Genomic DNA, 26,632 nt, shown 5'->3' with positions numbered 1-26,632 from the left:
ACATGCCTCCTAATAAACTAATTCATGAATCTCTAAATTAGAGATTACTTTTGCATTTGAACTTCCTTCAGAAGATTTTTTAATTTTTTTAGACTCTGATATCTCTAATTTGTCTCCTATATTCAAGCCTTTTGTTGCATTTTCTACCTCCAACACTAAAATAGAATCTATTTTTTGAGGTCTTAGATAATCTAATTGAATATATTTTTCAAGTTTATCATCGTACTCAGTATTGTAATTTAACGTAAACGACATCGTAAAATAATTATCCTCAGATACATAAATTCTCACGTCACTATCCACATAATTCCCCAACAACGAAGGCCCATATCCTTTTGCATTCCGCCATTCCACGCCAACGCCTTGCCACTCAATCTTCTCAATGCCTTCATAGTTTTCTACTAAATAGTTCGATACATATTTTTGAATCAAATCGATTCCTTGTTGGTAATCTTTTTCTATTGCTTTTTTATCCATGTATTGTTTCCCTCCAATTCCTAAAATAATTAATATGATAGTAGCTAAGCTTATTAGCCACCACTTTCTTTTTTTCACTGACTCCCCTCCTTTCTTTTTATGTACACTAATTTTTTAAAACTTCTATGTTAAGCTATCTTCACTTCCTGATATTCTTCAGAAAGTCCACCTACAAAAGCTGTCCCAGCTGTTTCAAAGCCTTTTTTACCTTCATCGCCAAATGAATTGATACCAGCGTATACGATAGCGACGTTGTTATAGTCAGGTTTGCCTTGGTCATCTAAAGGGGCGATGGCCATGGCATTTAGTTGGCTGGATTGGGTGCTGGCGGCTTTGTTTATAAGTTGAAAACTTTCCTTTCGTTGATTAATTTCTAACTTGAAATCTTCTCCTACTCTAATCTCTTTTACTCTATCTTTGGTGTCATCAATTGCTTTAGCTAATACTTCTGTTGTAATTTCATTACTCATTATACTAACCCCCTAATACTTTAATTCATAAATATCTAAGTTATAAATAATTTCAGGTATCGATAGTTTTACTTTTTTTTTCCTAACTTGCTGAAGCCTTATTTTCTCTTTGTCATTAAATCGTCTATTAGCATTCCGAATTTCCATTTCTAACATGGAATCTATGTTTTCAGAATTAAGAACATCACTTTGAACATATTTTTTTAATTCTTCGTTGTATTCTGTTTCATCAGTCAAGAGAAAATGTAATTTAATGTAACTATTTTGAGAAACAAATAACTTAACATCGCTTTTCACATAATTCCCCAACAACGAAGTCCCGTATCCTTTTGCATTCCGCCACTCTACACCAACGCCTTGCCACTCAATCTTCTCAATTCCTTCGTAGTTTTCCACCAAATAGTTTGACACATATTTTTGAATTAAATCGATTCCTTGTTGGTAATCCTTTTCTATTGCTTTTTTATCCATGTATTGTTTCCCTCCAATTCCTATTATGATTAGTAATGCAGTAGCTAAACCAATTAGCCGCCATCTTCCTTTTTTCACTAGCTTCCCTCCTTTCTTTTTATGTACACTAATTTTTTAAAACTTCTATGTTAAGATATTTTTGCTTCCTGATATTCTTCAGAAAGTCCACCTACAAAAGCCGTCCCAGCTGTCTCGAAGCCTTTTTTACCTTCATCACCAAATGAATTGGTACCAGCGTACACGATAGCGACGTTGTTATAGTCAGGTTTACCTTGGTCATCTAAAGGGGCGATGGCTATGGCATTTAGTTGGCTGGATTGGGTGCTGGCGGCTTTGTGGATGATTTGATAGTCTGTTTTTTGTCTTTGAATATCTAAAGTCACAGTATCAGTTTCTTTTTGAACTGTCTTTTTAATGGCATCAATTGCCTTTGCCAATTCTTCTGTTGTAATTTCCTTTGTCAAAATCTTTTACCTCCTAATAAATTAATTCGTGAATTTCTATGTTATAAACTACTTTTGCATTTGGACTACCTTTATCGGACTTCTTAAATTTTTCAAAAAGTTTTTTTTCTTCTTGACTCAAACCATAGACTGCATTCTCTAGCCCTACCTCAATAGTACCATCTGTATTTTCAGGATTTAATGTTTTTGATAAAACATACTTTTTCAATTCGTCCTTGTATTCTCCTTTTTCACTTAAGCGAAAATCTGACATAAAATATTTATCTTCCGAAACATACACTTTCACGTCACTATCCACATAATTCCCCAACAACGAAGGCCCATATCCTTTTGCATTCCGCCACTCTACACCAATACCTTGCCACTCAATCTTCTCAATGCCTTCATAGTTTTCTACTAAATAGTTCGATACATATTTTTGAATCAAATCGATCCCTTGTTGGTAATCTTTTTCTATTGCTTTTTTATCCATGTATTGTTTCCCTCCAATTCCTAAAATAATTAACACGATAGTAGCTAAACCAATTAACCACCATTTTCCTTTTTTCACTGGCTTTCCTCCTTTCTTTTTATGTACAATCGTGTTTTAACATTCTACTGGATTCGTCCCATAAATCCCTTTCACTAGTACAGCGCCAATGCTACTGGGTTCCCTTTACTAACCTAACTTCATTCAATCGTTTCTATTCTGAAAGAGTATTTTCTTTAATTTTCTAACCTATTTTTTATTGGTTATAACCTCCTCTATTTAATCTAATGAATTAGCCACCATTTTATAATACCATTAGCATATAATTACTGTAAATATAATTTTAAATTCTATATATATATGAAAAATTTGTTTAAAAACACAAAAATATCATTTAATCAGCTTAAATCACTTATTTATTTCCTTTGTTATTAAAAAAAATAAATGGAATAATTTTATATAGATTAATTTTTAAAATCGAATATTGTTTATAGCTTGAGACATTTAAGTTTTTTATTACATTAAAAAAGCTTAAAACAAAATCAGAGAAACTTTGATTTCGTTTTAAGCTTTATACTGTTATTAAGTTTGTTTATTTATTCCACTTCTGATGTTGTGTTCATCAAAATAGAAAGTGTGCTTTCTAATTCTTCTTTGCGTACTTCCAACATTTCACCAGTACGTTTGATTTTGACTTCTACCACACCATCGACTGCTTTTTTCCCGACTGTGATACGGATTGGACAACCAATTAAATCAGCATCAGCAAATTTTACGCCTGCGCGCTCGTTGCGGTCATCAACTAATACTTCGTAGCCCGCTTCGGTCATCATTGCTTCAACTTCTTGTGATAGTTTTGTTTGATACTCATCTTTCACATTCATTTGGACCACGTGTAAATCAAATGGCGCAATCCCTGTTGGCCAATTAATACCACGCTCGTCTGCATTTTGTTCAACGATTGCTGAAAGTAAACGACTAACGCCGATGCCATAGCAACCCATGATCACTGATTTTTCACGACCGTTTTCATCTAAAACTGTTGCGCCCATAGCATCACTGTAACGCGTTCCTAATTTGAAGATATGACCAATTTCGATTCCTTTGGTAAAGGCTAAGACACCATTGCCATCAGGAGAAGGATCGCCTTCTTGAACAAAGCGTAAATCTTCGTAACTAATTGGTTGGAAATCACGATCTGGATTTACATTTGTCAAATGATAGCCATCTTCGTTAGCTCCAACAATGGCGTTGGCTAAATCTTGAACAGCTAAATCTGCATAAATTTTAACATCTTCGGAAACATTGACTGGACCAATTGAACCAAAGCCCGCTCCTAAGACACGGCGAGCATCTTCTTCTGTTGCTTCATCTAAGAAATCAGCGCCTAAGAAGTTTTTCAATTTGACATCATTGACATCATGATCGCCACGAACCAAGACCATTACTGGCTCTTCATCGGCAATAAATAGTACTGATTTAATAATTCGTTGTGACTCAACTTCAAAGAAGTTTGCCACTTCGGCAATTGTACCCACTTCTGGTGTTGCAATTTTTTCTAAATCTAATTGTGTTTCATGTGATTTTTTCGGCGTATAAAGACTTGTTGCCATTTCTAAATTGGCAGCATAATCACTTTCTGTTGAATAACAAATAGTATCTTCCCCAATTTCAGAAATCGCCATAAATTCTTTAGAATCTTTACCACCCATGGCACCACCGTCCCCAATAATGGCACGGAATTCTAGTCCACAGCGTTCAAAAATGCGTGAGTAAGCTTTTTCGTAATCACGGTATGATTGATCTAAACTAGCTTCATCGGCATGGAAAGAATAGCCATCTTTCATGATAAATTCACGGCCTCTTAATAAGCCAGAACGTGGGCGTTTTTCATCACGATATTTTGTTTGAATTTGGTATAAATTCAAAGGTAATCGTTTGTAAGAATTGATTTCATCACGAATTAATTCTGTGAAGGTTTCTTCATGCGTTGGGCCTAAGATATAGTCACGGTCATTGCGATCTTTTAAGCGATACAAGTTAGGTCCATAAGTTTCATAACGGCCTGATTCTTTCCAAAGTTCTGCTGGTAATAACGCAGGCATTAACATTTCAACTGCATCAATTTTCTCAAATTCTTCTCGCATAATCGTTTTTAATTTTTCTAAAACACGATTGGCTAAAGGTAAATAAGAATAGATCCCTGCAGCGACTTGACGAATATAGCCTGCGCGCAACAGAATTTGATGACTTAAGACTTCTGCATCATTTGGTACTTCTCTTAACGTTGGAATTAACATTTTTGACTGTTTCATTAAAACTCTCCTCTATTTTAAAATCAACTATTTTTGATTTCTTTACACACTTTTTTACTTAAGCTTTCTCCTTAAAAGAAAAAGCGTTGAATATCGTTCCAAGTAACTAACACCATTAACACCATGACAAACCCAAAGCCAATTAACGTAATGATGCCTTCTTTTTCAGGACTAATTGGTTTTCCACGTACACCTTCAATAATGTTTAAGACAATTTTCCCGCCATCTAAAGCTGGGATCGGCAACAAATTAATAATCCCTAAGTTCATTGATAACATGGCCATTAAGAATACAACTGTACTTACTCCAGCATTGGATGCTTCTTCCGATAATTTAAACATCATGACTGGCCCACCTAGTTTGTTTAAACTAAAGCCTGTGAATAGTGAGCCGAGTGCTTTAAAAATCTGTGTCGTACTATTCAAAGTATCCTGAATACCGCCCATCAATTTTGACGGTAAATCGGTTTTCATATAAGGATAAACGCCGACTTTACCAATCGTTTGTTTTTCCACTTTTTGTTTTTCTGGTGTCACTGTTAGTTGCTCTTCTTTGCCGTTACGCTCAACTACGAACGTTAACGGCTTTTCGGGGTTCTTCTGCACAATGGTTGTAAAATCTTCGTATTTTTTGATTTTTTGATTATTAATCGATAAGACTTTATCGTTTTCTTTCAACCCAGCTTCTGCGGCTGGGCCATTAGGAATCACTTGTCCAATTTGGTTCGTGTTTAAATCAGTGACGCCTCCTTGTAGAAAGACCGCTAACGTAAACAGAATAAACCCTAAGATAAAGTTATTCATAGGTCCCGCAAAGTTCGTTAAAATGCGTTGCGATAATTTCGCTGATTGAAATTGAACGTCAAGTGGCGCAATCCGCACCTCGGTTCCATCACTTTCAATAATCGTTGCATCATGGTCAACTTTATAAACGGTTTCTTCTTCCTCGTTTCCATTGACATAGCCCTTGATGAATAATTCTTTTTCAAGATCAAAATCAACGACTTCCATCGGAATACTATGAGGTAATTGTACTTTTTTACTTGTATTAATTTTAACCACATTACCCACGGCATTTAACTCAACAGATAGAGGCATACCTGGTGTGATTTCTGTCATGTCTTCGCCCATCCCAGCCATTCGCACATAGCCACCAATTGGCAATAAGCGAATCGTATAAGTGGTGCCATCTTTTCCACGATGCGCAAAAATCTTTGGTCCCATTCCGATTGCAAACTCACGAACTAAAATACCCGCTCGTTTTGCAAAATAAAAGTGGCCAAATTCATGTACGAGGACAAGAATACCGAAGACAATAATGAATGTGATAATTGTTTTCATAGATGTCCTTCTTCCTTCATTCACTGACGTTCAGTGCTTTTTATTATTACATGGGAAAGTCTCGTAAAACTTGCTCTGTTCCCTTCCCGATAAACCAGCGCAACTGTTTACTGAGAACAGTCGCCACTGTTAGTGAACAAATCTTTCCTTATGTAAGACAAGTTTTATTTTAGCATATTCACTCATAAATAACCATTGGACTTGACCACTTCGTCTGGATATTTTGTGTTTTTTTAGAAAACTGTATAAATGAGAGGAATTGATTACTACGACCAGTATTTATTTTAAAGACCTTCAACAATAGTAGCTAACTTTAGAGCCTAAACTTTTCCGACAGTTTGTCGTATTTTATCAACACGCTGATTGACATGTGCTACCATGAAAGTATTAATAGTAATTTTAGGGGGAATGAATCAATGTATGGAGAATTACATGGTAAAGTGGCCGTTGTCACTGGTGCAGCTACGGGTTTAGGATTATTTATTACTCTGCGTTATATCTTAGAGGGCATGAATGTTGTTGCTGACTATGTCGGTGAGCTGCCTAAAGAGTTTGAAGATGTCCAAGCCAAGCACGCAGACCGCGTAAAATTCGTGAAGGCTGATGTCTCTAATGAAGAAGATATTAAAGCGTTAGCTGAAACCGCTTTAAAAGAGTTTGGTCATGTTGACATTTGGGTAAATAACGCCGGTGTGGAGGCTTCTTTTCCGACAATTGATATGCCATTAAAAGAATGGCAACGTGTCATTGATGTCAATTTAAACGGTGTCTTTTTGGGTTCTAGAGAGGCACTCCGAATATTTAGAGATCAAAAAATCAAAGGGTCAATCATTAATATGTCCTCCGTTCACCAAAGAATTCCTTGGCCAACGTTCGCCCACTATGCGGCAAGTAAAGGCGCCACCGAAATGTTCACGAAAACAATCGCTTTGGAATATGCGGAATATGGTATTCGTGCCAACTGTATTGCACCTGGAGCGATTAACACACCTATTAATGCTGAAAAATTTTCCGATCCCGAACAGTTAAAACAAACAACGAGCATGGTTCCTATGGGCATTATTGGTAAACCAAATCAAGTAGCTGCTGCGGCCGCTTGGTTAGCTTCTGATGAATCCTCATACGTAACCGGAACAACACTCTTTGTAGATGGCGGGATGTCTCTATACCCTTCGTTCCAACACGGAGCTGGTTAAAAAGTAGTCTGCAACAAAATTCTCTATGAATTTTTGTTGCAGACTTTGTACTATCACACACAAAATCTATTCAGGAGGCTTACCATGAAACTAGTCAAAAATGTTCTTTTAATTTTAATTGGTTTAGTTATTATCGGGATTGGCGCATCCACCTTAAGAGTGGCAGGTTTAGGAGTTGATCCTTTCACTGCTATGAATATCGGACTTTCTTCAATGTTTGGTATGCAATTAGGTATTTTTCAAATTATTGTCAATGCATTTATTCTATTCTATGTCTATTTAAAAAACAAAAAAGCCATTGGTCTGGGAACTATTTTAAATATGCTTTTAGTAGGGATTTTGATTCAACAGATTTCTACTTGGCTTCAACCTTACGCCGATAGTTTAGGAGGCTCAACAATTGGCAAACTACTTTCTTTATTCGTCGGAGTCCTGATTTTTACATTTGGCTGCGCCTTATACATGGCTACAGATCAAGGCGAATCCCCCTATGATGCGATTGCGCCAACCATCTGTCAACAAATCAACAAACCTTACGCTTCTGTTCGAAAAGCACAAGATTTGTTGGTCCTATTAATTGGCTTTATTGCTGGTGGTCCGATTGGGATTGGTACTATTATTTGTGCATTTGGTGCTGGCCCACTCATTAGTTTCTGGAACAAGTTACTTCAACCTTTAGTAAAATGATTTTTTAACTAAAATATAAGAAAAAGCGATGACTCCATAGAGATTTTCTTCTCGAGTCATCGCTTTTTTATTTGTACTTTCTTTGAAGAAGCATGATTAGTATGTTTCTTGTTTGGCTTTCCGTTGTTGTTTTAGTTGATTATTTGTTGGTAGAGTGAAAAACTAGCTGACAGAGCCTTCCATATTGGAATCGACTTCTCAACCAGTATCATTAACTATCAAACCAAGTTATTAAGAGTTCTTATTGTAGTTTAAAGACTCAATATTTATCAATGATTATCAAATTAGGATGGTCAAAATCTGGTCAATTTTGATGTGTTATTGGTAGCAAAAAATGTTTGGACATTTCCCAACATTTTTTATTAATTTTATACATATCAATTCAGATACCTTATAGTATTTTTTCTTTTTAAAGAAGTTTTTAAATGAATTATGGTAACTCTTTAGAGTGTCAATTGACTGTAACTTATAAAAGAATAAAGTTTGATAACCAAATCCTTAGAGTAATAAATGAAAAAAATTCTAGATAAAATCAACCAAAAGATCAATCATGCTAGACATTCTAATATTTTTCTACATACTTCGGATAACTCTGAACCAGTATTTATATTAAAATTTAATAGTTCTATACGTTCAAATTCAATTAGTATTGAATCAAATATTTTTAACCCAGAAATTTCTTGTTTATATTTTTTATTGAATATTTTTGCTTTTTTTCTAAATTCAAATATATCTATGTTATATCGTTCTTTACTAGAAAGATTTTTAATTTTTTTCGAATTATTTATTTTTTTTAATTTTTCAGAGTCTTTAACGATACATTTAAATAAATTTTCTAATGTAATATGTTTTTGAATATTATTCAAAAACATATTACATTCCCAATCTAAATAAGCCAATACTTCTAATAAATCCTCCTCTGAATTTTTAATATCTAAAGGATAAATATTAGCATGAGCATATTGATGACGAGATTGAATCATACTATCGTAACTTTTAATCTTTGAAAAGTTTTGACTTAAAACAAATTTAAAATTACTATTTAAAGATTTTAATTCCTCTTCAAAAGATTTAAATTTAGGATTAGGACTAAACTTCTCTGGATTTAGTTTTCTGAACATAAAATTATTTACATAATCGTTACTATTATTTTTAAATTCCAGACAATGATAGATAGTATTTTTTAATAATTTTTCCGAAAATGTATAACAATCAATCAACAAAGAATACTCTGATTTTTTTATTGATTCCTTGGCTATATTAAAATCTAGACCAATTTCCTCATAAAATCGTCTATAGCTAGAAGAATTATCTGATAGACTGTTTGATACATCAACAATTCTCGAAAAATTCCTTTGAATATCAATTAAAGTGTCCTCACTATTAAATTCATAAATCATCAATACTATCTCCAATAATTTTATCGAATATACTTAATCTGGCATTAATTGATTCCGTTGTTCTTGTTGATATACTAAAAGGATTTACACCAGTTTCTTTTGCTTCTTTATCTATACTAGCCATCTCTTTTTTATAATTAATTAATATTTTCTCATCGTTGATTATTTTGTTATGCATTATTCTATCTATAACTGATGAAATCATTGCCTCAAAAATACTAATATTCATACTTCCAACAAATATAAAATTATCTTTTTAATACCCAGCTTCTTCATTTTTAAACACTACCCGCTTACAAAAAGAACTTTTTTCAAAAGTATTAAAAGTTATTGATATTGCTTCCTTTATCTTTTTCCCTTACTCTTCTCTACAGTATATTTCTTTCCATTCTTCTTAATCTTATTCTTTATAATCTCTTCAACACTCAAACCTAAATCATCAGCTAACATCAAGCAATAAATCATCACATCAGCAATCTCATCTTTAATATTTTCTAAATCATCAGCTATTGCTTCTTCACTCGACTTCCATTGAAAGTTTTCCAGTAATTCTGAAGCTTCAAGAGAAACTGATAATGCTAGGTCTTTAGCATTATGAAATTGTCTCCAGTCCCTGTCATCTCTAAATTGGTTAATTTCTTTTATTAAGTCTTCCATAATGCATTCCTCCTATAAGCCCACTCGTTCTTTAACTAGTTTTTCTACGTTCTTATCTTCAAAATAAACAGCACAACCATCTATACCTCTTGAAAGTAGTACATAATAAATATTTAATATATACTCTGTTAATTCAGATAAATTAAATCCCTCTTTTAGAGGTGTCCCGCCGATATCTTTGTAGTTTTCTGGCACCGCCACAATTTTTCCATCTTTTACTGTTATATCATTGCCTACTATAACTCCGGAATAGTTTAGATCATATCCTTGAATTGCATGTATTGAACCTATTTCCTTTTCTGAGTTTGGTTTCTTTACCCAATCTTCATAAGTAGAGTTCCATCTTTTTTGTATACCATCTATATTCCAATCGTATGGCAATTCTTCAAATTTTTTACCTTTATTTTCTTTTTTCCCAGTATTTGATACCCACTCTCTGCAGTAACCAGCAATCAGTCTATTGGTCGTTTCTGGATAAGCGTGAGAATAATCATCAACATAGTCAATAACTTCTTTAAAAGTGGCTACAATTTTAAAATAGTCATCTTTAAAAACTTTAGAATTAAAACTTTTGTCATTACTTAATTGAAAACCGTATAATATTCCTTTTAAAAAATCTTCTCCTGAGAAATCTCTATCTCCTCCGATTCTAAACTGTTGCATTAAACAAACTTTTTTATAATCACTCGTAAGGCTTCTTATTTCTGCAGGTCTAATATTCTGAGGTTTAATACCTTGATATGGATCATATAACAGAACTAATCCATCTGTTAATTTTTCAAGAAGAGTGATCTCATCATCACCTTCATCAAGATGTCTTCTTGCATTCGGATGTCCTTTTCTATAGTATTTTTTCAATTTATGAGCTTCATCTACAATAATAATATCGTATTTTTGCTCATTTTTCTTTGCATCCATTATTAGTTGAGAACCTGTTTTTACTATTAATCTATTGTTCAGACCGATCGACTTAAATATCAAATTAAATTGTTTAGTTAAATTTCCTGTTGTTATCAAACCTATTCTTAAATCAGGATACACTTCAGCTAAGGAAAAAGCTAAGTTTGTAAATAGAACTGACTTACCAGAACCTGCTGGTGCTTCAATTAAATATTTTTTTGTTATGTTTTTTTCAATTTCATCAACTATTTCTTTTTGCTTAAATGATAGCTGTTTAAAAGGAGAGTACTTAAACAGAAGTCTTTCTCTTAACTCTTCAACATTAGGATTATCTACTAACCCCAGTGTATACAATTCATTATTCCATAATTTATTAAAAACTTCTGTTAATATTTCTTCCTTATTTTTATATACCAACTTAGTTTGTCCATTATTTCCATTAGCTAATACAAATTTTGTCACATCAGATTCAGCAATCATATAGTTCAATATTAATGATTCCAAATCCAGAATGGACGATTTATCAAATAGACTGGAGTATATGACTAAGCAATTTGTATAATCTCTATAATCCACTTTCGGATTGCTTTCAATCAGATGCTCATAGTGTCTTCTAATGAAGCCATTAGTCTCTCCAACATAAATTTTTTTAGTTTTAAGATTATAGTAAACATAGGTGACTGGATTATTCTCTAATACATTAACATGAATTTTTTCCAATTTATTTGATATTTCCCCATTTTTAAATATTAAATTCATGACTCTGTAACTTGACATTTTATTCACTCCAATTGTTAATTTCCTATCTATAATAAATTGTATCATACTAAGTATAAGATATATAATTAATTATTTAAGTGTATTAAATAAAAAAATAGAAGTGACTATCTCTATATTAAAATATCTCCTAAAGCCCTAATTCATGAGTAGCTTATTCTGTATCTACTCAATCAATTAACAATAAAAACTTATAGATATGAAACATTGTACAAATATTTCATATGAGTATTACAACCTGAAATAATTGTAGGTCTGTTTCATCTGCAATAACTGCCACAACTATGTAGTACTTTTTAACTATTTTTAGCAGAAAACTATTTTTTTATTTCCACATAAATGAAACAGAACATCCCTTTGTATCAGCATTCTTAACCCTAATTTCATTTAGTTTCATCTATCAAAATTTATTAACCTTTTGCAAAAGACAAAAAAAGAGTATCCCAAGTGAGCCGTGTAGCTCAATTAAAGGGTACCCTTAGTACGGTCAAATATCAACGGGGTGGGTTTCTCTATCCTATTCAATTCCTTGTATGATTCTGCCAAAGATATGATTAGCTTGGGTTGGTTGTCCATCAATTAGAGTAAGAGTGTACTCCGTTTCCAGCGGCTCTTTTAAGCTTACTGTAATCCCTTCTCCACCTTCTGCTGAACAGATAGGCAATTGCTTTCAGATGTTCAATTGCTTCTGATATAGCTTGCTGATCATTTGGAATAGACTCATCAACATAAATAGAAAAGTAACGTAATCTATCTATACAGATATTGCGAACAGCGCCCCTAAGAAAACTGGTCAAGAGTTTGCTGATATGATGGCTCATCAGTAAAAAGCTGGTCATTTCTACTATCAAGACAAAATAAAAAAGCTAGAATCCTTATACATCAAGGGTTCTAGCTCCTATAATAGGTTTATCCAACACTGCCTTCCATCTCATAACTAATCAACCGATTCAACTCAACCGCATATTCCATCGGTAATTCTTTCGTAAATGGTTCAACAAAGCCCATAACAATCATTTCTGTCGCTTCGGCTTCAGATAAGCCGCGACTCATTAAATAATATAATTGTTCTTCAGAAATTTTTGAAACTTTGGCTTCGTGTTCTAAGGACACTTGGCTGTTATGGATTTCGTTAAACGGAATCGTATCTGATTTTGATTTTTCGTCCATGATAATCGTGTCGCATTCGATGTGGGAAATCGAGCCTGCGCTGTCTTTGCCAAAAGTCACTTGGCCACGGTAGTTAACTTCGCCGCCGTCTTTAGCAATTGATTTTGAAACAATTGAGCTAGAGGTATTCGGCGCATTGTGAATCATTTTGGCCCCAGTATCTTGGATTTGGTTAGCACCAGCAAAGGCAATCGATAACATCGTGCCACGGGCGCCTTTACCATCTAAGTAAACGCTTGGGTATTTCATGGTTGTTTTAGCTCCTAGGTTACCATCAATCCATTCGACAGTGGCACCTTCGTAAGCTTTAGCACGTTTGGTTACTAAGTTGTAGACGTTATCTGACCAGTTTTGAATAGTGGTATAACGACAATAAGCATCTTTTCTTGTAAAAATTTCTACGATGGCCGCATGCAAGCTGTTACTTGAATACGTGGGGGCCGTACAACCTTCAACATAGTGAACGCTAGCCCCTTCATCGACAATAATCAAGGTCCGTTCAAATTGGCCGGTATTTTCAGCGTTGATTCGGAAATATGTTTGTAATGGTACATCAACTCGAACGCCTTTTGGTACATAAATAAAGGTTCCACCTGACCAAACAGCTGAGTTTAAAGCGGCCAGTTTATTATCTGTTGGCGGCACAAGTTTTGAAAAATACTCTTTGAATAAGTCAGGATATTCTTTTAAAGCAGAGTCAGTATCTGTAAAAATGATGCCTAATTTTTCAAATTCTTCTTTCATGTTGTGGTAAACAACTTCTGATTCATATTGAGCAGAAGCCCCAGCTAGATAAGCACGCTCAGCTTCGGGAATCCCAATTTTTTCAAAGGTTTCTTTGATTTTATCAGGTACATCATCCCAATCGCGCGCGGGTTTATCACTCGGTTTTTGGTAATATTTAATTTTACTAAAGTCAATATCTGACAGGTCTGGACCCCATTCTTGCATGGGCATTTTATTGAATTGTTCTAACGATTTTAAACGGAAGTCAAGCATCCATTCTGGTTCGCCTTTCACGCGAGAAATTTCGCGAACGACGTCTTCTGTTAGGCCGTCTCCGGTACTAAAGACTGGTTCCACATCGTCGTGAAAGCCAAATTTATATTCTTCTAATTCAGGTACTGTACTCAATTCGTCGTCACCCTTTCTTTATTTTTCACAATGTAAATGACCGGCTTCGCCTTGGCCGTTATTAGCAACAGCCTGCTCTAAGGCTTTCCAAGCCAGGGTTGCACATTTAATCCGAGCTGGAAATTTAGCTACGCCGCTTAACATTGCTGCATCGCCTAATTTTTCATCTTCGGCCACTTCATTTCCTTGAACAAGTTGAGAGAAATCCTCTGCTAAGGCCGTTGCTTCGGCGATTGTTTTTCCTAAGACCGCATCAGTCATCATACTAGCACTTGCGGTACTGATGGAACAGCCACTTCCTTGAAAGGCGATATCTTTAATCACACCGTCTTCAATGGCCACATCCAGTTCAATCACATCTCCACAAGTAGGATTATTCAGTTCAATTGTTTGGCTAGACGCATCTAGCGTTCCGTGGTGATGTGGGTGGCTAGAATGGTCCAAAATGACTTGGCGATATAAGTTATCTAATTTAGAAAGTGCCATGCTGGAAAAACTCCTTTGTCGCTTTAATCGCTTCAACTAAGCGATCTGCGTCTTCTTTGGTATTGTATAAATAAAAACTTGCCCGTGCAGTTGCTGGCACGCTCAGATAGTTTAATAGCGGTTGTGCGCAATGGTGACCCGCTCTGACAGCGACCCCTTCCATATCTAACGCCGTAGCCACATCATGTGGATGTAAACCGTCAATATTAAAAGCAATCACACCTGTGTGGTCTTTTGGATCCTGTGGACCATAAATCGTCAAGCCCTCGATAGCTTGCAACTTCGGCAAAACATAGTGAACAAGGGCTGCTTCATGTTGATGAATGGCCTCTAAACCAATTTCTGTTAAATAATCAATGGCGGCACCTAAGGCAATTGCCCCAGCAATATTAGGTGTGCCAGCTTCAAATTTCCATGGAAGCTCTTTCCAAGTACTTTCTTGAAGATGAACAAAGTCAATCATTTCGCCACCAAATTCCACAGGTTCCATTTGTTCCAATAAATGACGTTTGCCATAAAGGACACCAATTCCAGTTGGTCCACACATTTTGTGACCACTAAATGCATAAAAATCAGCATCGATGGCTTGAACGTCCACAGGCATATGAGGAACTGCTTGCGCGCCGTCTACCACCATCACAGCGCCATTTTGATGAGCTAATTGTGTTAATTCTTCGATTGGATTAATGACCCCTAACACATTTGAAACATGAGCAATCGAAACAATTTTCGTTTTTTCTGTAATTTGTTGACGTGCACTTGCCATGTCTAAAAAGCCGTCTTCAGTGACGTCTATATACTTCAAAATGGCCCCTGTACGTTGAGCTAATTGTTGCCAGGGAATAATGTTTGAATGATGTTCCATGTAAGATATGACGATTTCATCCCCGGCTGTAACTGCCAAGTCACCATAACTTTTGGCAATCCAATTCAAACTGGTTGTTGTTCCTCGTGTAAATAAAACTTCCGCTGTTTCTTTGGCATGGATAAATTGGCGAACCTTTTCGCGGGAGGCTTCATAGTCCTTCGTTGCTCGTTCGGCTAACGTGTGCACCCCACGATGAACATTGGCATTATCGGTTTCATAATAATGTCGTAAAACATCTAACACTGCCGTTGGTTTTTGGGTTGTCGCAGCATTGTCTAAATAAACTAGCGGTTCATCATTAACTTCTTGAAATAAAATAGGAAACGATTGACGAATGGTTGCTGCATCCATCATGCATTTAACTTCCCTTCAATTACTTCTACAAATTCATTTTGTACTTCTTTAACTGGAATTGCTGTAATGACAGAACCTAGGAAGCCACGAATCACCAAACGTTCCGCTTCTTCTTTACGCAAGCCGCGGCTCATTAAATAATACATTTCTTCTGGATCTACTCGACCAACGCTGGCTGCGTGTCCGGCAGTCACTTCATTTTCATCAATTAAAAGAATTGGATTGGCATCACCACGAGCTTTATCAGACAGCATTAAAACACGACTTTCTTGCTGTGCGTCGGCTCCTTTTGCGCCTTTTAAAATGTGGCCAATTCCGTTAAACGTTAAAGTACCACGTTCACGAATGACTCCATGTTGTAAAATATGACCAATCGAATGTGGCGCTTTGTTTGTCACTCGTGTGTCGATGCCTTGTGTTTGTTTACCTGCACTAATTGCAACGACTTTAACTTCTGAATGAGCGCCTTCGCCAACTAAATCAGAATCAAAATCAGCCACAACATCGCCATCATTCATGACGCCTAGAGCCCAATCAACAGAAGCATCCCGCATAATATAGCCACGACGATTCATATAAGTCGTTACAGTTTGCCCTAATTGATCCACAGCTGAGTATTTAACTTTTGCGCCATCTTTCGCAATCACTTCCACAACGATATTTCCAGAAGCTTTCTCTGCATGATGACCAGTGGATTGAAAACGTTCTAAATAACTGAATTCACTATGATTATCTGCAACGATTAAAACATGTTTAAAGAAAGGTTGGTTGCTATCTGAATCCTGAATAAACAAAGATTCAATGGGCTCTTCAATCACTACGTTTTTAGGAACGTATAAGAAAACGCCACTATTCATGAAAGCCGCATGAGCAGCTGTCAGCTTATCTTCTTCTGGTAATACGGCTTTAGTCATATAGTATTCTTTAACTAATTCTGGGTACTCTTGTAAAGCAGTAAAAATGTCTGTAAAAATTACCCCTTGTTCCGCTAATGAGGCTGGCAATTGCTCAAAAGCATGAAAAGATCCTTGTTGAACAATTAAAGGATTGTCTTTCATTTGATCAAAACTTGCGACATTTCCTTCAGAAGTCACATAACTTTCCATATGAACATTTAATAAAGGCCAACGATGAAATTTCACACGATCAATATGTGGTAACTCACTTTCGTCAGCGTTTCTTAAAGCCGTTGTTCGCAATTCAGTCATCCAAGCTGGTTCTTCATGTTCTAGTGAAAAAGCGGTGACTTCGTCAAGATAATCCATTAGATTTACTTTTTTCATTTATCTTGTCCTCCTTACGCTTCTTCTTTGTAATCAATACCTAATTCTTGGCTGATACCAGCATAGCCTTCTGTTTCTAAACGTTTTGCCAAATCAGCCCCACCGGTTTTCACAACGCGGCCTTCCATCATGATATGAACAACATCTGGCGTGATATAGTTCAATAAGCGTTGATAATGGGTAATAATTAACGCACCAAAGTTCTCGCCGCGCATTTCATTAACCCCTTTAGAAACTACTTTTAACGCATCGATATCTAAGCCTGAATCAATTTCATCTAAAATGGCAAACGTAGGCTCTAACATCAATAATTGTAAAATTTCATTTCGTTTTTTCTCGCCGCCAGAAAAACCTTCGTTTAAGTACCGCTCAGCCATTTCTTCAGGCATATTTAATAATTCCATTTTGCTATCTAATTTTTTTAAGAACTGCATGACTGACATTTTGTTGTCTTCGTCACGTTTTGCATTGATTGCTGCACGCATGAATTCAGCATTTGTAATTCCTGGAATTTCGCTTGGGTATTGCATTGCTAAGAATAAACCTAAGCGAGCGCGTTCGTCTACTTCTAAATCTAAAACGTTGACGCCGTCAAATAGAATTTCTCCTTCTGTGACTTCATAGTTAGGATTTCCCATAATTGCTGCTGATAAAGTAGATTTACCAGTTCCATTAGGTCCCATAATTGCATGGATTTCTCCAGTATTAATTGTTAAATCGACCCCTTTTAGAATCTTTTTATCTTCAATTGATACGTGTAAATTTTTGATTTCTAACACAGACATGTACAATTCCCTCCAACTTGTTTTAATCGTTTTTCCGTTCTCACTCATTTTAGCCTAATTGAGAATGAATCGCAAATTACAATTGCTAAAAATAACAACTCTTATCATCAAATTTTAGGATTCAATTTGTGAAGGAAAATTTTAAAAGGCTGATATTTCAAAGTTTCTCTATATTTTTAAGTGATCGTCCCTACACAAAGAAAAAAATTCTGGTAGAATAAAAAAATTTATTAAAGAAAGCGTTTTCTTAAATAATTACTTTAGAATGACTTTCGCAAAGAGAGCGTTGAGATACGCCTTCCTCATCTATACAAAAAAATCCAGAGCATTTGCTTCTCTGGATTCAATAATTTTTATTAGTGATTGGTTTTATACTTCTAAAAGTTCTTGTTCTTTTTCAGCAGTAATCGCATCGATATTTTTGATGCTATCATCTGTTAATTTTTGAACATCTTTTTCAAATGAACGTAATTCATCTTCGGTGATGTCGCCATTTTTTTGAGCTTTTTTCAACTCATCCATTGCATCACGACGAACGTTACGGACAGCAACTTTTGAGTTTTCCGCTTCTTTTTTCACGTCTTTGGCTAATTCTTTCCGACGTTCTTCCGTTAATTGTGGAATCACTAAACGGATGACATTTCCATCATTGGTTGGGCTAATGCCGATATCACTCATTTGAATAGCTTTTTCAATGTCAGCGATAGAATTTTTGTCAAACGGTGTAATCATTAATACACGAGCTTCTGGGATATTGATACTTGCTAATTGGTTAACTGGTGTTGGTGCACCATAATATTCTACTTGAATACGGTCTAATAGACTTGCGTTCGCACGACCAGCACGAATTTGACCTAATTCACGGCGTAAGCTTTCTTCCGCTTTTGTCATTTTTTCTTTGGCTGTTGCTAAAACTTCTTTAGACATTCTTTATTTCCCCCTTACAGTTGTTCCGATATTTTCACCAAGGATGGCACGACGGATATTTCCTGCTTCATTTAGGTTAAAGACAACTAAAGGAATATCGTTATCCATACTTAATGAGCTTGCTGTTGAATCCATTACTTGCAGCCCTTTAGAAATAACATCTAAATGTGTTAGTTCTTCAAATTTTGTCGCTGTTTCATCCACACGTGGATCCGCAGAATAAACACCATCAACATTGTTCTTCGCCATTAAGATGACGTCCGCATCTACTTCTGCAGCTCGTAACGCAGCCGTTGTATCTGTCGAGAAGTAAGGATTTCCTGTTCCTCCGGCAAAAATAACAACGCGGCCTTTTTCTAAATGACGTTCTGCACGACGACGAATGTATGGTTCTGCAATTTGACGCATTTCAATTGATGTTTGAACACGTGTAGGCACACCAAGATTTTCTAATGTATCTTGCAATGCTAAGGCATTCATCACAGTAGCTAACATGCCCATATAATCAGCTTGTGCACGTTCCATGCCCATTTGAGCACCAATTTGTCCACGCCAGATGTTTCCGCCGCCAACCACGATGGCCATTTCGATACCTAATTCATGGACCTCTTTAATTTCTTGGACGATTTCTTTAATGACTGGTGGTTTAATGCCAAAACCGTCTTCTCCGGCTAGCGCTTCTCCACTTAACTTTAATACGACACGTTGATACTTAGGTTTAACCATCATAATTCCCTCCAAGATTCTCTAAAAATCATTCAATTCCTCATTTAGATGACTTTTCACCAAAATGATTTTTTAGACCAAGCAGTGCGATCCACTGGTTTTGCCTAAAAAAAGGGAGCGCATATCAAAGTTATGCGTTCCCAAATGGCTGAAAGACTGCCTTGAATCAAGCAGTAATCAATTTATGCAGCTTCCTTTGGGGAGCGCTGTCTGTTTAGATACTTATGATTCACGGCTTTTCAACCGAGCGTTTGATGCTCTTAGTTTTTCATTTGGCTCATTACTTCATCCGCAAAGTTATCTTCACGTTTTTCGATACCTTCGCCAACTTCAAAACGTACGAATGATTTCACTTCGCCGCCTTTAGAAGCAACAAATTTTTCGACAGTCATATCTGGATCTTTAACAAATGGTTGGTCAACCAAAGCGATTTCTGCTTTGAATTTTTGTAGACGACCAACAACCATTTTTTCAACGATATTTGCTGGTTTACCTTCGTTTAATGCTTGTTCAGTTAACACAGCTTTTTCGTGTTCTAATTCTTCTTGAGGAATTTGAGATTCGTTGACATAGCGAGGGTTGATTGCCGCGATGTGCATAGCAACATCTTTCGCTACTTCTTCGTCAGTTGTGCCATCGATAACTGTTAATACAGCAATACGGCCACCCATGTGTAAGTAAGCGCCAAATGCAGCATTGTCAGCTTTTTCGACAACTTCAAAACGACGGAAGCTGATTTTTTCACCGATAACAGTTGTTGCTTCGATTAAATCAGATTCGATTGTGCCTTTTTCAGTTTTAATAGCCATTGCTTCTTCCATCGTAGCTGGTTTGTTTTCAGCAACTTTAGTCGCAATATCTTTAACTAAATCTTGGAACATTTCGTTTTTAGAAACGAAGTCAGTTTCTGAGTTTACTTCAACGATTGCTGCAACGTTACCTACAGTTGCTACGTTTGCTAAACCTTCAGCCGCAATGCGGTCATTTTTCTTCGCTGCTTTAGCCATACCATTTTCACGTAAAAAGTCTACGGCTTTTTCCATGTCGCCTTCTACTTTTACTAATGCTTTTTTAGCGTCCATCATTCCAACGCCAGTCATATCGCGTAATTCTTTTACCATTTTAGCTGTAACGTCTGCCATTATTTGTGTCCTCCTCGGATATTATCAATTCTTTTTAAAAAAGCTATCTCAAAGGAGAATCAGGCTTTTTGTCGCCTAGCCTTTGAGACAGCTCCGTAATCATTATTATTCAGCTGATTCGTTATTTCCTTCAACAACATCAACGATTTCTTCGATTGAAGTTGCTTCTGGTGTTTCTTCAACGAATAACTCTTCAGTTGCTTGGTCTTCCCCTTGGTTACCTTCGATGAAAGCGTCAGCCATTTTAGCAGTGATTAATTTCACGGCGCGGATTGCATCATCATTTGAAGGGATTACAACATCGATCTCATCAGGATCACAGTTTGTATCAACCATTGCAACGATTGGAATGTTTAATTTGTGTGCTTCTTGAACAGCAATGCGTTCTTTACGTGGGTCAACGATGTACATTACATCTGGAATTCTTGGCATATCAGCGATACCACCTAAGAATTTTTCTAAACGTTCACGTTCTTTGTTTAAGCCAGCAACTTCTTTCTTAGGTAAAACTTCGAAAGTGCCGTCTTCTTCCATTGCATTGATTTTTTTCAAGCGAGCAATACGTTTTTGGATTGTATCCCAGTTAGTTAACGTACCACCTAACCAACGATGGTTTACATAGTATTGACCAGCGCGGATTGCTTCATCTTTGATTGCTTCTTGTGCTTGTTTTTTAGTTCCTACGAATAAAGCAACGCCGCCTTCTTCTGCAACGTTTTTCATGTAATCGTAAGCTGCATCTACTAATTTCACTGTTTTTTGTAAGTCAATGATGTAGATACCGTTTCTTTCTGTGAAGATATATTTCTTCATTTTTGGGTTCCAGCGACGAGTTTGGTGACCAAAGTGTACGCCGGCTTCTAGTAATTGTTTCATAGAAATTACTGCCATGTTGTGTTTCCTCCAGTTTGGTTTTTATTTTCCTCTTCTTTTCGTCAACTCCTTGAAGAACTACCGTAGTAGCACCACTTCGCAGATGGAAAAGAATGTGGATTTCGTGTGTGAAAATCACACCTTTAACAGTATAAGATATTTTCAGAAAAATAGCAAGCCTTAAAACTAGAAATGTCGCTCCTACTGCGCTTGCCAAACAAGATGACATTCTTCGTTTCCCGTTTCATCGATGGTTCGCTTTTGTTGGACAAAGCCTTGTTTTTGATAAAAGGCGTAAGCTGCTTGATTTTCCCTGTAAACAGCCAAAGATAAGATGTCCTGTTCTTCTTTTGCTACTTGCAGTAATTTCTGACCGATGCCCTTCCCTTGAAACGCTTTTTTTATAAAAATTCCTGCGATATAGTTATCCATTAAGCCTAAAAACCCAATTATCTGACCCTCTTCTTCCGCTAAGATCAGTGTTGCTTTTGGCAACGCAGCGCGGACAAATGCCTTATTTTCTTGCCAATAAGTTGGTGCGACAAATGGATGAGCTTCTAGATTCGTTTGCAGCCAAATAGCCATAATGGTTTCTAATTCTTTTTCTGTTAACTGGGTTGTCTTTTTGATAGTCAGCATTTTTTGACACTCGTTTCTGTTATTGATTATTTTCAAAATAAAACATTAACACGCCCGCTGCGATAGCGACATTCAATGATTCTGCTTGACCTTTCATTGGAATATAAAGATTTTTCGTGGTTTCTGCTAACAATTCTGGCGAAACTCCACTACCTTCATTGCCTAAAATCAACGCATAATTTTCCACTGCCTCTTGTTCATAATAAGCAATCGCAGCTTCATTTAGTTCTGTACCGAAAACTGGTAGACCTTGCTTCTTGAATGCCTGAACCACTTCAGTCAACTCTCGTTGGAGAACTGGTAAATGATAGTGGCTTCCCTGCATTGAGCGCAACACTTTTGTATTGTAAATATCTGCTGTGCCCTTACCTAAAATCACGCCTGCTAAACCTGCTGCATCAGCTGTGCGAATCATCGTACCAACATTACCAGGGTCTTGGATATTATCTAAAAGTAACCAACCACCTTTAAAAGAAAGCGACTGCTCTTGTTGCGTTTCCAAGGTGACAATTGCCAAAATTCCTTGTGAAGTTGGCAGCTCCGACAAACTATTTAAAACCTCATCACTTACAAAAATTAATTTTTCTGTTTCTTGTTCAGCTAACCAAGTTCCCCATTCTTGTTGACCTCTTTGGTTAAACAAAATCCACTGGACATCGGCATTGGCCTTCACAGCTTCTTCAACTAAATGAAATCCTTCTATTATATATTGGTTCAGTTCTTCTCGGTACTTCTTTTTGTGTAATTTTTTCCATTCTTTTAATTGGTTATTTTTCGTTGATGTAATTTCTTTCATAAGTCACCTCGCCTTTGTATTATAGCATGCTTCTAGCTTGCTTGGATACTTGCTAGAACCAAGAAAAATCGCTATCATAAAGAAAAAAGCAAAGGAAGTGTCTCTCATGGAAAAACTAAGAATGAATGTACAAGGGCGTGTCCAAGGTGTTGGCTTCCGCTACATGACCAAAATGGTGGCAGATCAATTAGGTGTCACTGGTTCAGTGAGGAACGAAGACGACGGGTCCGTTTCAATTACAGCAATTGCACCCGAAGACATAATGGAAACATTTATCAAAAAAATCAAAGATTCCCCCAGTCCAGCGGGACGTGTAACGTATGTTGATATTCAAGAAGACCCTTTGTTAGAAGAAACGGAACAATTTAAAGTGATTCAATAAACTTACTTTCTAACGATTGATTTCTTTGGGAAGAAGCCTTGAACAGCAAGTAGTTCCTGCTTTTTATTGATTTTTGTAAGAGCTTCTTTTCGATTTTGATTGAAAAAGAGCGCTGTTTCAAGTATAGTTAACCATGTAAAAATTTTTTAGAAAAGGACCGAATTACATGCGTAAATTAAACCGATGGCTTTACGGCTCTGGCTTACTATTTTTAGTAATGTTTTTATCAGGCTGTGTGAAAACAGGAGCAGATGGACAACCAACTGGTGAAGGTTTTGTCTATAACTTCCTTGTTTTACCGATGAGTAATGCAATTACTTATCTTGTCGATAACTTTAATTGGAACTATGGTTGGGCGATTATTTTTATCACCATTATTGTACGGATCATTATTTTACCGTTAGGCTTACATCAATCGAAAAAAAGCTTTATCCAAACGGAAAAAATGCAAGCAATCAAACCCCAAGTGGATGTTGCACAAGCAAAAATGAAACAAGCAAGTACGCGTGAAGAACAAATGGCCGCACAAGCAGAACTACAAAAGATTTATAAAGAAAACAATGTGAGTATGGTTGGCGGAATTGGTTGTTTGCCTTTATTAATTCAAATGCCTATTTTCTCTTCTCTGTTCTTTGCTGCTCGTTATACAAAAGGTATTGCCACGGCAAGCTTCTTAGGAATGAATTTAGGGCAACCAAATATGATTTTAGTGGCATTAGCTGGTTTAGCCTATTTAGCTCAAGGTTATATTTCAATGATTGGTATTCCTGAAGAACAAAAGAAAACAATGAAATCAATGCTGATTGTTTCACCATTAATGATTGTTTTCATGTCCTTTAGCTCACCTGCAGGCGTAGCGCTTTACTGGGTAGTTGGTGGTATTTTCACATGTATTCAATCTGCCATCACAAATATCCTCTTACGTCCAAGAATTAAAAAACAAGTACAAGAAGAATTGAAAAATAACCCACCAAAACAAGTGGTTACTCCTATCAAGGATGTGACACCAAAAGAAACAAACAAAGTAACGCAAAAAGCGAACCAACCAAAAGCAAACGGCAATAAAGGTCGCAATGCTGGAAAACAAAAACGTAAATAAAAAAAGGATCGCCTCTAAACGGCGATCCTTTTTTTACTTCAATTCTTTCCCAGTCATCTCTTCAATAGTTCGAATAGACTTTGGACCAAAGCCATGCAACGAAAGTAACGCTTTTCGGCCTCGTGCGTAGAGTTCATCCACACTGTCGATTTTTTCATTAGCGCACGAACAGCTGGTTTTGATAATTGTGTTAAAATTTGTTCAAATGTTGTTTCTAGCATGCTGTCGGTTCCTCCTTAGCGGTCGAAAAACAGCGCTTTTTATTTTACAATTAATAAGTCTAAGCTAGCAATTGATAACGCCATTTTAGCAATTTGCATTAATTGTTTTAATCGGTTTTGTTTGACTTTTTCATCCTCAACCATAACCATCGTTTCATTGAAGTACGCATCAATTAACGGACGTAGATTTACTAGTGCTTCATAGTTTTCTGCAATCGTGCGTGTCGCAAATGCTTCAGATAAATCGTTAACTGCTTGATACAGTTCTTTTTCTGCCTTATTTTCAAACAGACTTGGATCAATCCCTTCTTCAGTATCACCTAAAAGTTCTTGACCTTTTTTCGCTAAATTAATAACACGCGTTAAGGCTTCCATTGATGGTTTAAAATCTTGATCTTCAAAACGGCTTTTTAAAATATTTGCTGAAGCAAATAATTTCGATAAATCGGCTTGCTCAGCAGACACCACTGCATCGATAATGTCATGGCGAACATTTTTCGTCATTAATAATTGACGTAAGCGAGCTTTCACAAATTCAACGACTTCTGCTTGTCCTTCGTTTAGTAAAACGCCATATTTCTCAACATCTTGATTCACTGCTTCATCAACTTCTGTTTGTAATTGGACTAATGGGAAGGTCCAGCCTTTATCTTCAATAATTCGGATAACGCCATAGGTTTGACGACGAAGTGCATAAGGATCGTTAGAACCTGTTGGAATCATACCAACTGAGAAGAATGAAAAGACGCTGTCAAGCTTATCGGCTAAGGCTAAAACAGCCCCGATTGCTGTTTCTGGCAATTCACCTTCACTGGAAGTTGGTAAATAGTGTTCTCGAATCGCCGTTGCTACGGCTGGTTTTTCGCCTTGTAATAAGGCATATTTTTCTCCCATAATTCCTTGTAATTCTGGGAATTCACCAACCATATTTGTTACTAAGTCAAATTTATAAATTTCAGAGGCACGTTTTAAATCTTCCAATTCATCCTCAGATAAGCCAACTTTTCGACCAATGATTTGTGCAATTAAAGCAACCCGTTGCATTTTTTCATAAATTGAGCCAATCTTTTCATGGAAAGTCACATTTTTTAGTTTTTCAACACATGCTTCAATCGTTAATTTTTTATCTTCATTGTAAAAGAATTCTGCATCTTCTAAACGAGCAATTAACACTTTTTCATTTCCTTTAATCACGTTTTCAAGGTGAACATTATCCCCATTACGAACAGCGATAAAATGCGGCATTAATAAGCCTTGGTCGTTACGAACTTCAAAGTAACGTTGGTGTTCTTTCATAGAAGTCACTAATACTTCATCTGGAACAGATAAATATTTTTCATCAAAACTGCCTACAAATGCAGTTGGATATTCCACTAAATTCGTAACTTCTTCCAGTAACTCTTCATCTAAAGCTAACTGCCAATTTTTTTCAGCAGCGAGTGCGTTCGCTTGATCAACAATCATTTGTTTCCGTTCATTCGGTTGAACCACTACAAATTGTTCTTTTAATTTTGCTTCATATTCATTAGCATGTTGGAACGTCACATCGTCTCCCAAGAAACGGTGGCCACGAGAAGTTTGCCCCGTTGTCACATCTAACACTTTGAAAGGAATTACTTCATCATCAAGTAGTGCCACAATCCAATGAATTGGACGAATATATTCGAAATCATAGTTTGCCCAGTGCATTGTTACTGGGAAAGTTAGACTTGTAATCACGTCATTTAATTTTGTTAATACCTCTTTGGCACTTTGGCCTTTGGTAAACTTCGTCACATAGACATATTCGACGCCATTTAATTCTTTGAAAACAATGTCCTCAGTTGTAACTCCTTGGCCGCGTACAAAACCTTGTGCAGCTTTTGACCAATTTCCTTCAGCATCTAAAGCAATCTTTTTCGCTGGACCTTTTACTTCTTCTTCAACATCTGCTTGTTTTTCAGGAATCGCAGTTACTTTCACGGCTAAGCGACGAGGTGTGGCAAAGGATTGCACTGTTTCATAGTCTAAATGATGTTCATCTAAAAATTTGATTACTTTTTCTTCAAGTTGGATACGGCTTGGTGTGACAACATGTGCGGGCATTTCTTCTAAGCCAATTTCTAATAATAAATCTTTTGCCAT

The 26,632-nt window shown here is 36.2% G+C and carries 27 protein-coding genes and 1 pseudogene; 4 read left to right on the top strand and 24 right to left on the bottom strand.

The window, feature by feature from the left end:
• Nucleotides 1-9: 9 nt before the first annotated feature.
• From IGK86_RS04960 to rseP, 7 genes are all read right to left on the bottom strand, one after another.
• The gene (locus tag IGK86_RS04960) at nucleotides 10-555 is read right to left on the bottom strand and encodes a hypothetical protein (RefSeq protein ID WP_016618577.1); all 546 of its coding nucleotides are present in this window, start codon (nucleotides 553-555) and stop codon (nucleotides 10-12) included.
• Nucleotides 556-605: 50 nt separating this feature from the next.
• On the bottom strand, nucleotides 606-947 hold the full coding sequence (locus IGK86_RS04955) for a hypothetical protein (protein ID WP_085406373.1): 342 nt from the start codon (nucleotides 945-947) through the stop codon (nucleotides 606-608).
• Nucleotides 948-959: 12 nt separating this feature from the next.
• Complete coding sequence (locus IGK86_RS04950) at nucleotides 960-1,496, bottom strand: hypothetical protein (protein ID WP_016617423.1); 537 nt, start codon at nucleotides 1,494-1,496, stop codon at nucleotides 960-962.
• A gap of 50 nt (nucleotides 1,497-1,546) precedes the next feature.
• Nucleotides 1,547-1,882, bottom strand: a complete 336-nt coding sequence (locus IGK86_RS04945; protein WP_016617422.1) for a hypothetical protein — start codon at nucleotides 1,880-1,882, stop codon at nucleotides 1,547-1,549.
• 13 nt (nucleotides 1,883-1,895) lie between these two features.
• A complete protein-coding gene (locus tag IGK86_RS04940; protein WP_016626707.1) occupies nucleotides 1,896-2,432 on the bottom strand; it encodes a hypothetical protein in 537 nt (178 codons plus the stop codon).
• A gap of 515 nt (nucleotides 2,433-2,947) precedes the next feature.
• Nucleotides 2,948-4,666: a proline--tRNA ligase gene (locus IGK86_RS04935; RefSeq protein WP_016616533.1), complete on the bottom strand. Its 1,719-nt coding sequence runs from the start codon at nucleotides 4,664-4,666 to the stop codon at nucleotides 2,948-2,950.
• A 71-nt stretch (nucleotides 4,667-4,737) separates the two neighbouring features.
• Nucleotides 4,738-6,006, bottom strand: coding sequence for an RIP metalloprotease RseP (rseP, locus tag IGK86_RS04930; protein WP_002362168.1), 1,269 nt, complete (start codon nucleotides 6,004-6,006; stop codon nucleotides 4,738-4,740).
• A gap of 416 nt (nucleotides 6,007-6,422) precedes the next feature.
• Between rseP and IGK86_RS04925 the strand changes: the two genes are divergently transcribed.
• Both IGK86_RS04925 and IGK86_RS04920 read left to right on the top strand, forming a co-directional pair.
• A complete protein-coding gene (locus IGK86_RS04925) occupies nucleotides 6,423-7,202 on the top strand; it encodes an SDR family oxidoreductase (protein ID WP_002359767.1) in 780 nt (259 codons plus the stop codon).
• A gap of 84 nt (nucleotides 7,203-7,286) precedes the next feature.
• A complete protein-coding gene (locus tag IGK86_RS04920) occupies nucleotides 7,287-7,889 on the top strand; it encodes a YczE/YyaS/YitT family protein (protein WP_002393123.1) in 603 nt (200 codons plus the stop codon).
• A 548-nt stretch (nucleotides 7,890-8,437) separates the two neighbouring features.
• On the opposite strand, the gene IGK86_RS04915 is transcribed toward IGK86_RS04920, so the two are convergent.
• The 15 genes from IGK86_RS04915 to IGK86_RS04845 all read right to left on the bottom strand — a co-directional run bounded on the left by IGK86_RS04915 (nucleotide 8,438) and on the right by IGK86_RS04845 (nucleotide 22,806).
• Nucleotides 8,438-9,289, bottom strand: coding sequence for a hypothetical protein (locus IGK86_RS04915; RefSeq protein ID WP_438742104.1), 852 nt, complete (start codon nucleotides 9,287-9,289; stop codon nucleotides 8,438-8,440).
• Nucleotides 9,279-9,518, bottom strand: a complete 240-nt coding sequence (locus tag IGK86_RS04910; RefSeq protein ID WP_010775999.1) for a hypothetical protein — start codon at nucleotides 9,516-9,518, stop codon at nucleotides 9,279-9,281. Before IGK86_RS04910 ends, IGK86_RS04915 begins: the two co-directional genes overlap by 11 nt.
• A gap of 116 nt (nucleotides 9,519-9,634) precedes the next feature.
• Nucleotides 9,635-9,946, bottom strand: coding sequence for a nucleotide pyrophosphohydrolase (locus tag IGK86_RS04905; protein WP_010713220.1), 312 nt, complete (start codon nucleotides 9,944-9,946; stop codon nucleotides 9,635-9,637).
• 12 nt (nucleotides 9,947-9,958) lie between these two features.
• Nucleotides 9,959-11,623, bottom strand: coding sequence for a DUF2075 domain-containing protein (locus IGK86_RS04900; RefSeq protein WP_010713219.1), 1,665 nt, complete (start codon nucleotides 11,621-11,623; stop codon nucleotides 9,959-9,961).
• Between the two features lie 909 nt (nucleotides 11,624-12,532).
• Nucleotides 12,533-13,927: a Fe-S cluster assembly protein SufB gene (gene sufB / locus IGK86_RS04895; RefSeq protein ID WP_002356769.1), complete on the bottom strand. Its 1,395-nt coding sequence runs from the start codon at nucleotides 13,925-13,927 to the stop codon at nucleotides 12,533-12,535.
• An 18-nt stretch (nucleotides 13,928-13,945) separates the two neighbouring features.
• Nucleotides 13,946-14,413: a Fe-S cluster assembly sulfur transfer protein SufU gene (gene sufU, locus IGK86_RS04890; protein ID WP_002356768.1), complete on the bottom strand. Its 468-nt coding sequence runs from the start codon at nucleotides 14,411-14,413 to the stop codon at nucleotides 13,946-13,948.
• A complete protein-coding gene (locus tag IGK86_RS04885; protein WP_010712667.1) occupies nucleotides 14,400-15,635 on the bottom strand; it encodes a cysteine desulfurase in 1,236 nt (411 codons plus the stop codon). The genes sufU and IGK86_RS04885 overlap by 14 nt, the downstream gene beginning before the upstream one ends.
• Entirely contained in the window at nucleotides 15,632-16,918 is a 1,287-nt protein-coding gene (gene sufD / locus IGK86_RS04880) for a Fe-S cluster assembly protein SufD (protein ID WP_010713218.1), read from the bottom strand. Before sufD ends, IGK86_RS04885 begins: the two co-directional genes overlap by 4 nt.
• Nucleotides 16,919-16,932: 14 nt before the next feature.
• Nucleotides 16,933-17,703, bottom strand: coding sequence for a Fe-S cluster assembly ATPase SufC (gene sufC, locus IGK86_RS04875; protein ID WP_002356763.1), 771 nt, complete (start codon nucleotides 17,701-17,703; stop codon nucleotides 16,933-16,935).
• 369 nt (nucleotides 17,704-18,072) lie between these two features.
• On the bottom strand, nucleotides 18,073-18,630 hold the full coding sequence (gene frr, locus IGK86_RS04870) for a ribosome recycling factor (RefSeq protein ID WP_002356762.1): 558 nt from the start codon (nucleotides 18,628-18,630) through the stop codon (nucleotides 18,073-18,075).
• Nucleotides 18,631-18,633: 3 nt separating this feature from the next.
• Nucleotides 18,634-19,356, bottom strand: a complete 723-nt coding sequence (pyrH, locus tag IGK86_RS04865) for a UMP kinase (RefSeq protein WP_002356761.1) — start codon at nucleotides 19,354-19,356, stop codon at nucleotides 18,634-18,636.
• A 260-nt stretch (nucleotides 19,357-19,616) separates the two neighbouring features.
• Nucleotides 19,617-20,498, bottom strand: coding sequence for a translation elongation factor Ts (gene tsf, locus IGK86_RS04860; RefSeq protein WP_002356760.1), 882 nt, complete (start codon nucleotides 20,496-20,498; stop codon nucleotides 19,617-19,619).
• Nucleotides 20,499-20,603: 105 nt separating this feature from the next.
• Nucleotides 20,604-21,389 carry a 30S ribosomal protein S2 gene (rpsB, locus tag IGK86_RS04855; RefSeq protein ID WP_002356759.1) on the bottom strand — a complete coding sequence of 262 codons (786 nt, stop codon included), beginning with the start codon at nucleotides 21,387-21,389 and terminating at the stop codon, nucleotides 20,604-20,606.
• 183 nt (nucleotides 21,390-21,572) lie between these two features.
• Nucleotides 21,573-22,010 (bottom strand): GNAT family N-acetyltransferase, encoded by a 438-nt coding sequence (locus IGK86_RS04850; RefSeq protein WP_010712668.1) that lies wholly within the window; start codon nucleotides 22,008-22,010, stop codon nucleotides 21,573-21,575.
• 19 nt (nucleotides 22,011-22,029) lie between these two features.
• Entirely contained in the window at nucleotides 22,030-22,806 is a 777-nt protein-coding gene (locus IGK86_RS04845; protein WP_002356757.1) for a TrmH family RNA methyltransferase, read from the bottom strand.
• A gap of 106 nt (nucleotides 22,807-22,912) precedes the next feature.
• On the opposite strand from IGK86_RS04845, the gene IGK86_RS04840 reads away from it, so the two are divergent.
• Nucleotides 22,913-23,188: an acylphosphatase gene (locus IGK86_RS04840; protein ID WP_010706543.1), complete on the top strand. Its 276-nt coding sequence runs from the start codon at nucleotides 22,913-22,915 to the stop codon at nucleotides 23,186-23,188.
• Nucleotides 23,189-23,354: 166 nt separating this feature from the next.
• On the top strand, nucleotides 23,355-24,287 hold the full coding sequence (gene yidC / locus IGK86_RS04835; protein WP_010776001.1) for a membrane protein insertase YidC: 933 nt from the start codon (nucleotides 23,355-23,357) through the stop codon (nucleotides 24,285-24,287).
• Between the two features lie 33 nt (nucleotides 24,288-24,320).
• Here yidC and IGK86_RS04830 read toward each other — a convergent pair.
• A pseudogene (locus IGK86_RS04830) lies at nucleotides 24,321-24,508 on the bottom strand (DNA-directed RNA polymerase subunit alpha C-terminal domain-containing protein).
• A gap of 39 nt (nucleotides 24,509-24,547) precedes the next feature.
• The gene (glyS, locus tag IGK86_RS04825; RefSeq protein WP_016616529.1) at nucleotides 24,548-26,632 is read right to left on the bottom strand and encodes a glycine--tRNA ligase subunit beta; all 2,085 of its coding nucleotides are present in this window, start codon (nucleotides 26,630-26,632) and stop codon (nucleotides 24,548-24,550) included.

This window comes from Enterococcus sp. DIV1206 (assembly GCF_051712485.1).
GTDB classification, from domain to species: Bacteria; Bacillota; Bacilli; order Lactobacillales; family Enterococcaceae; genus Enterococcus; species Enterococcus faecalis.
This window is presented reverse-complemented; position numbering and strand designations above follow the sequence as displayed.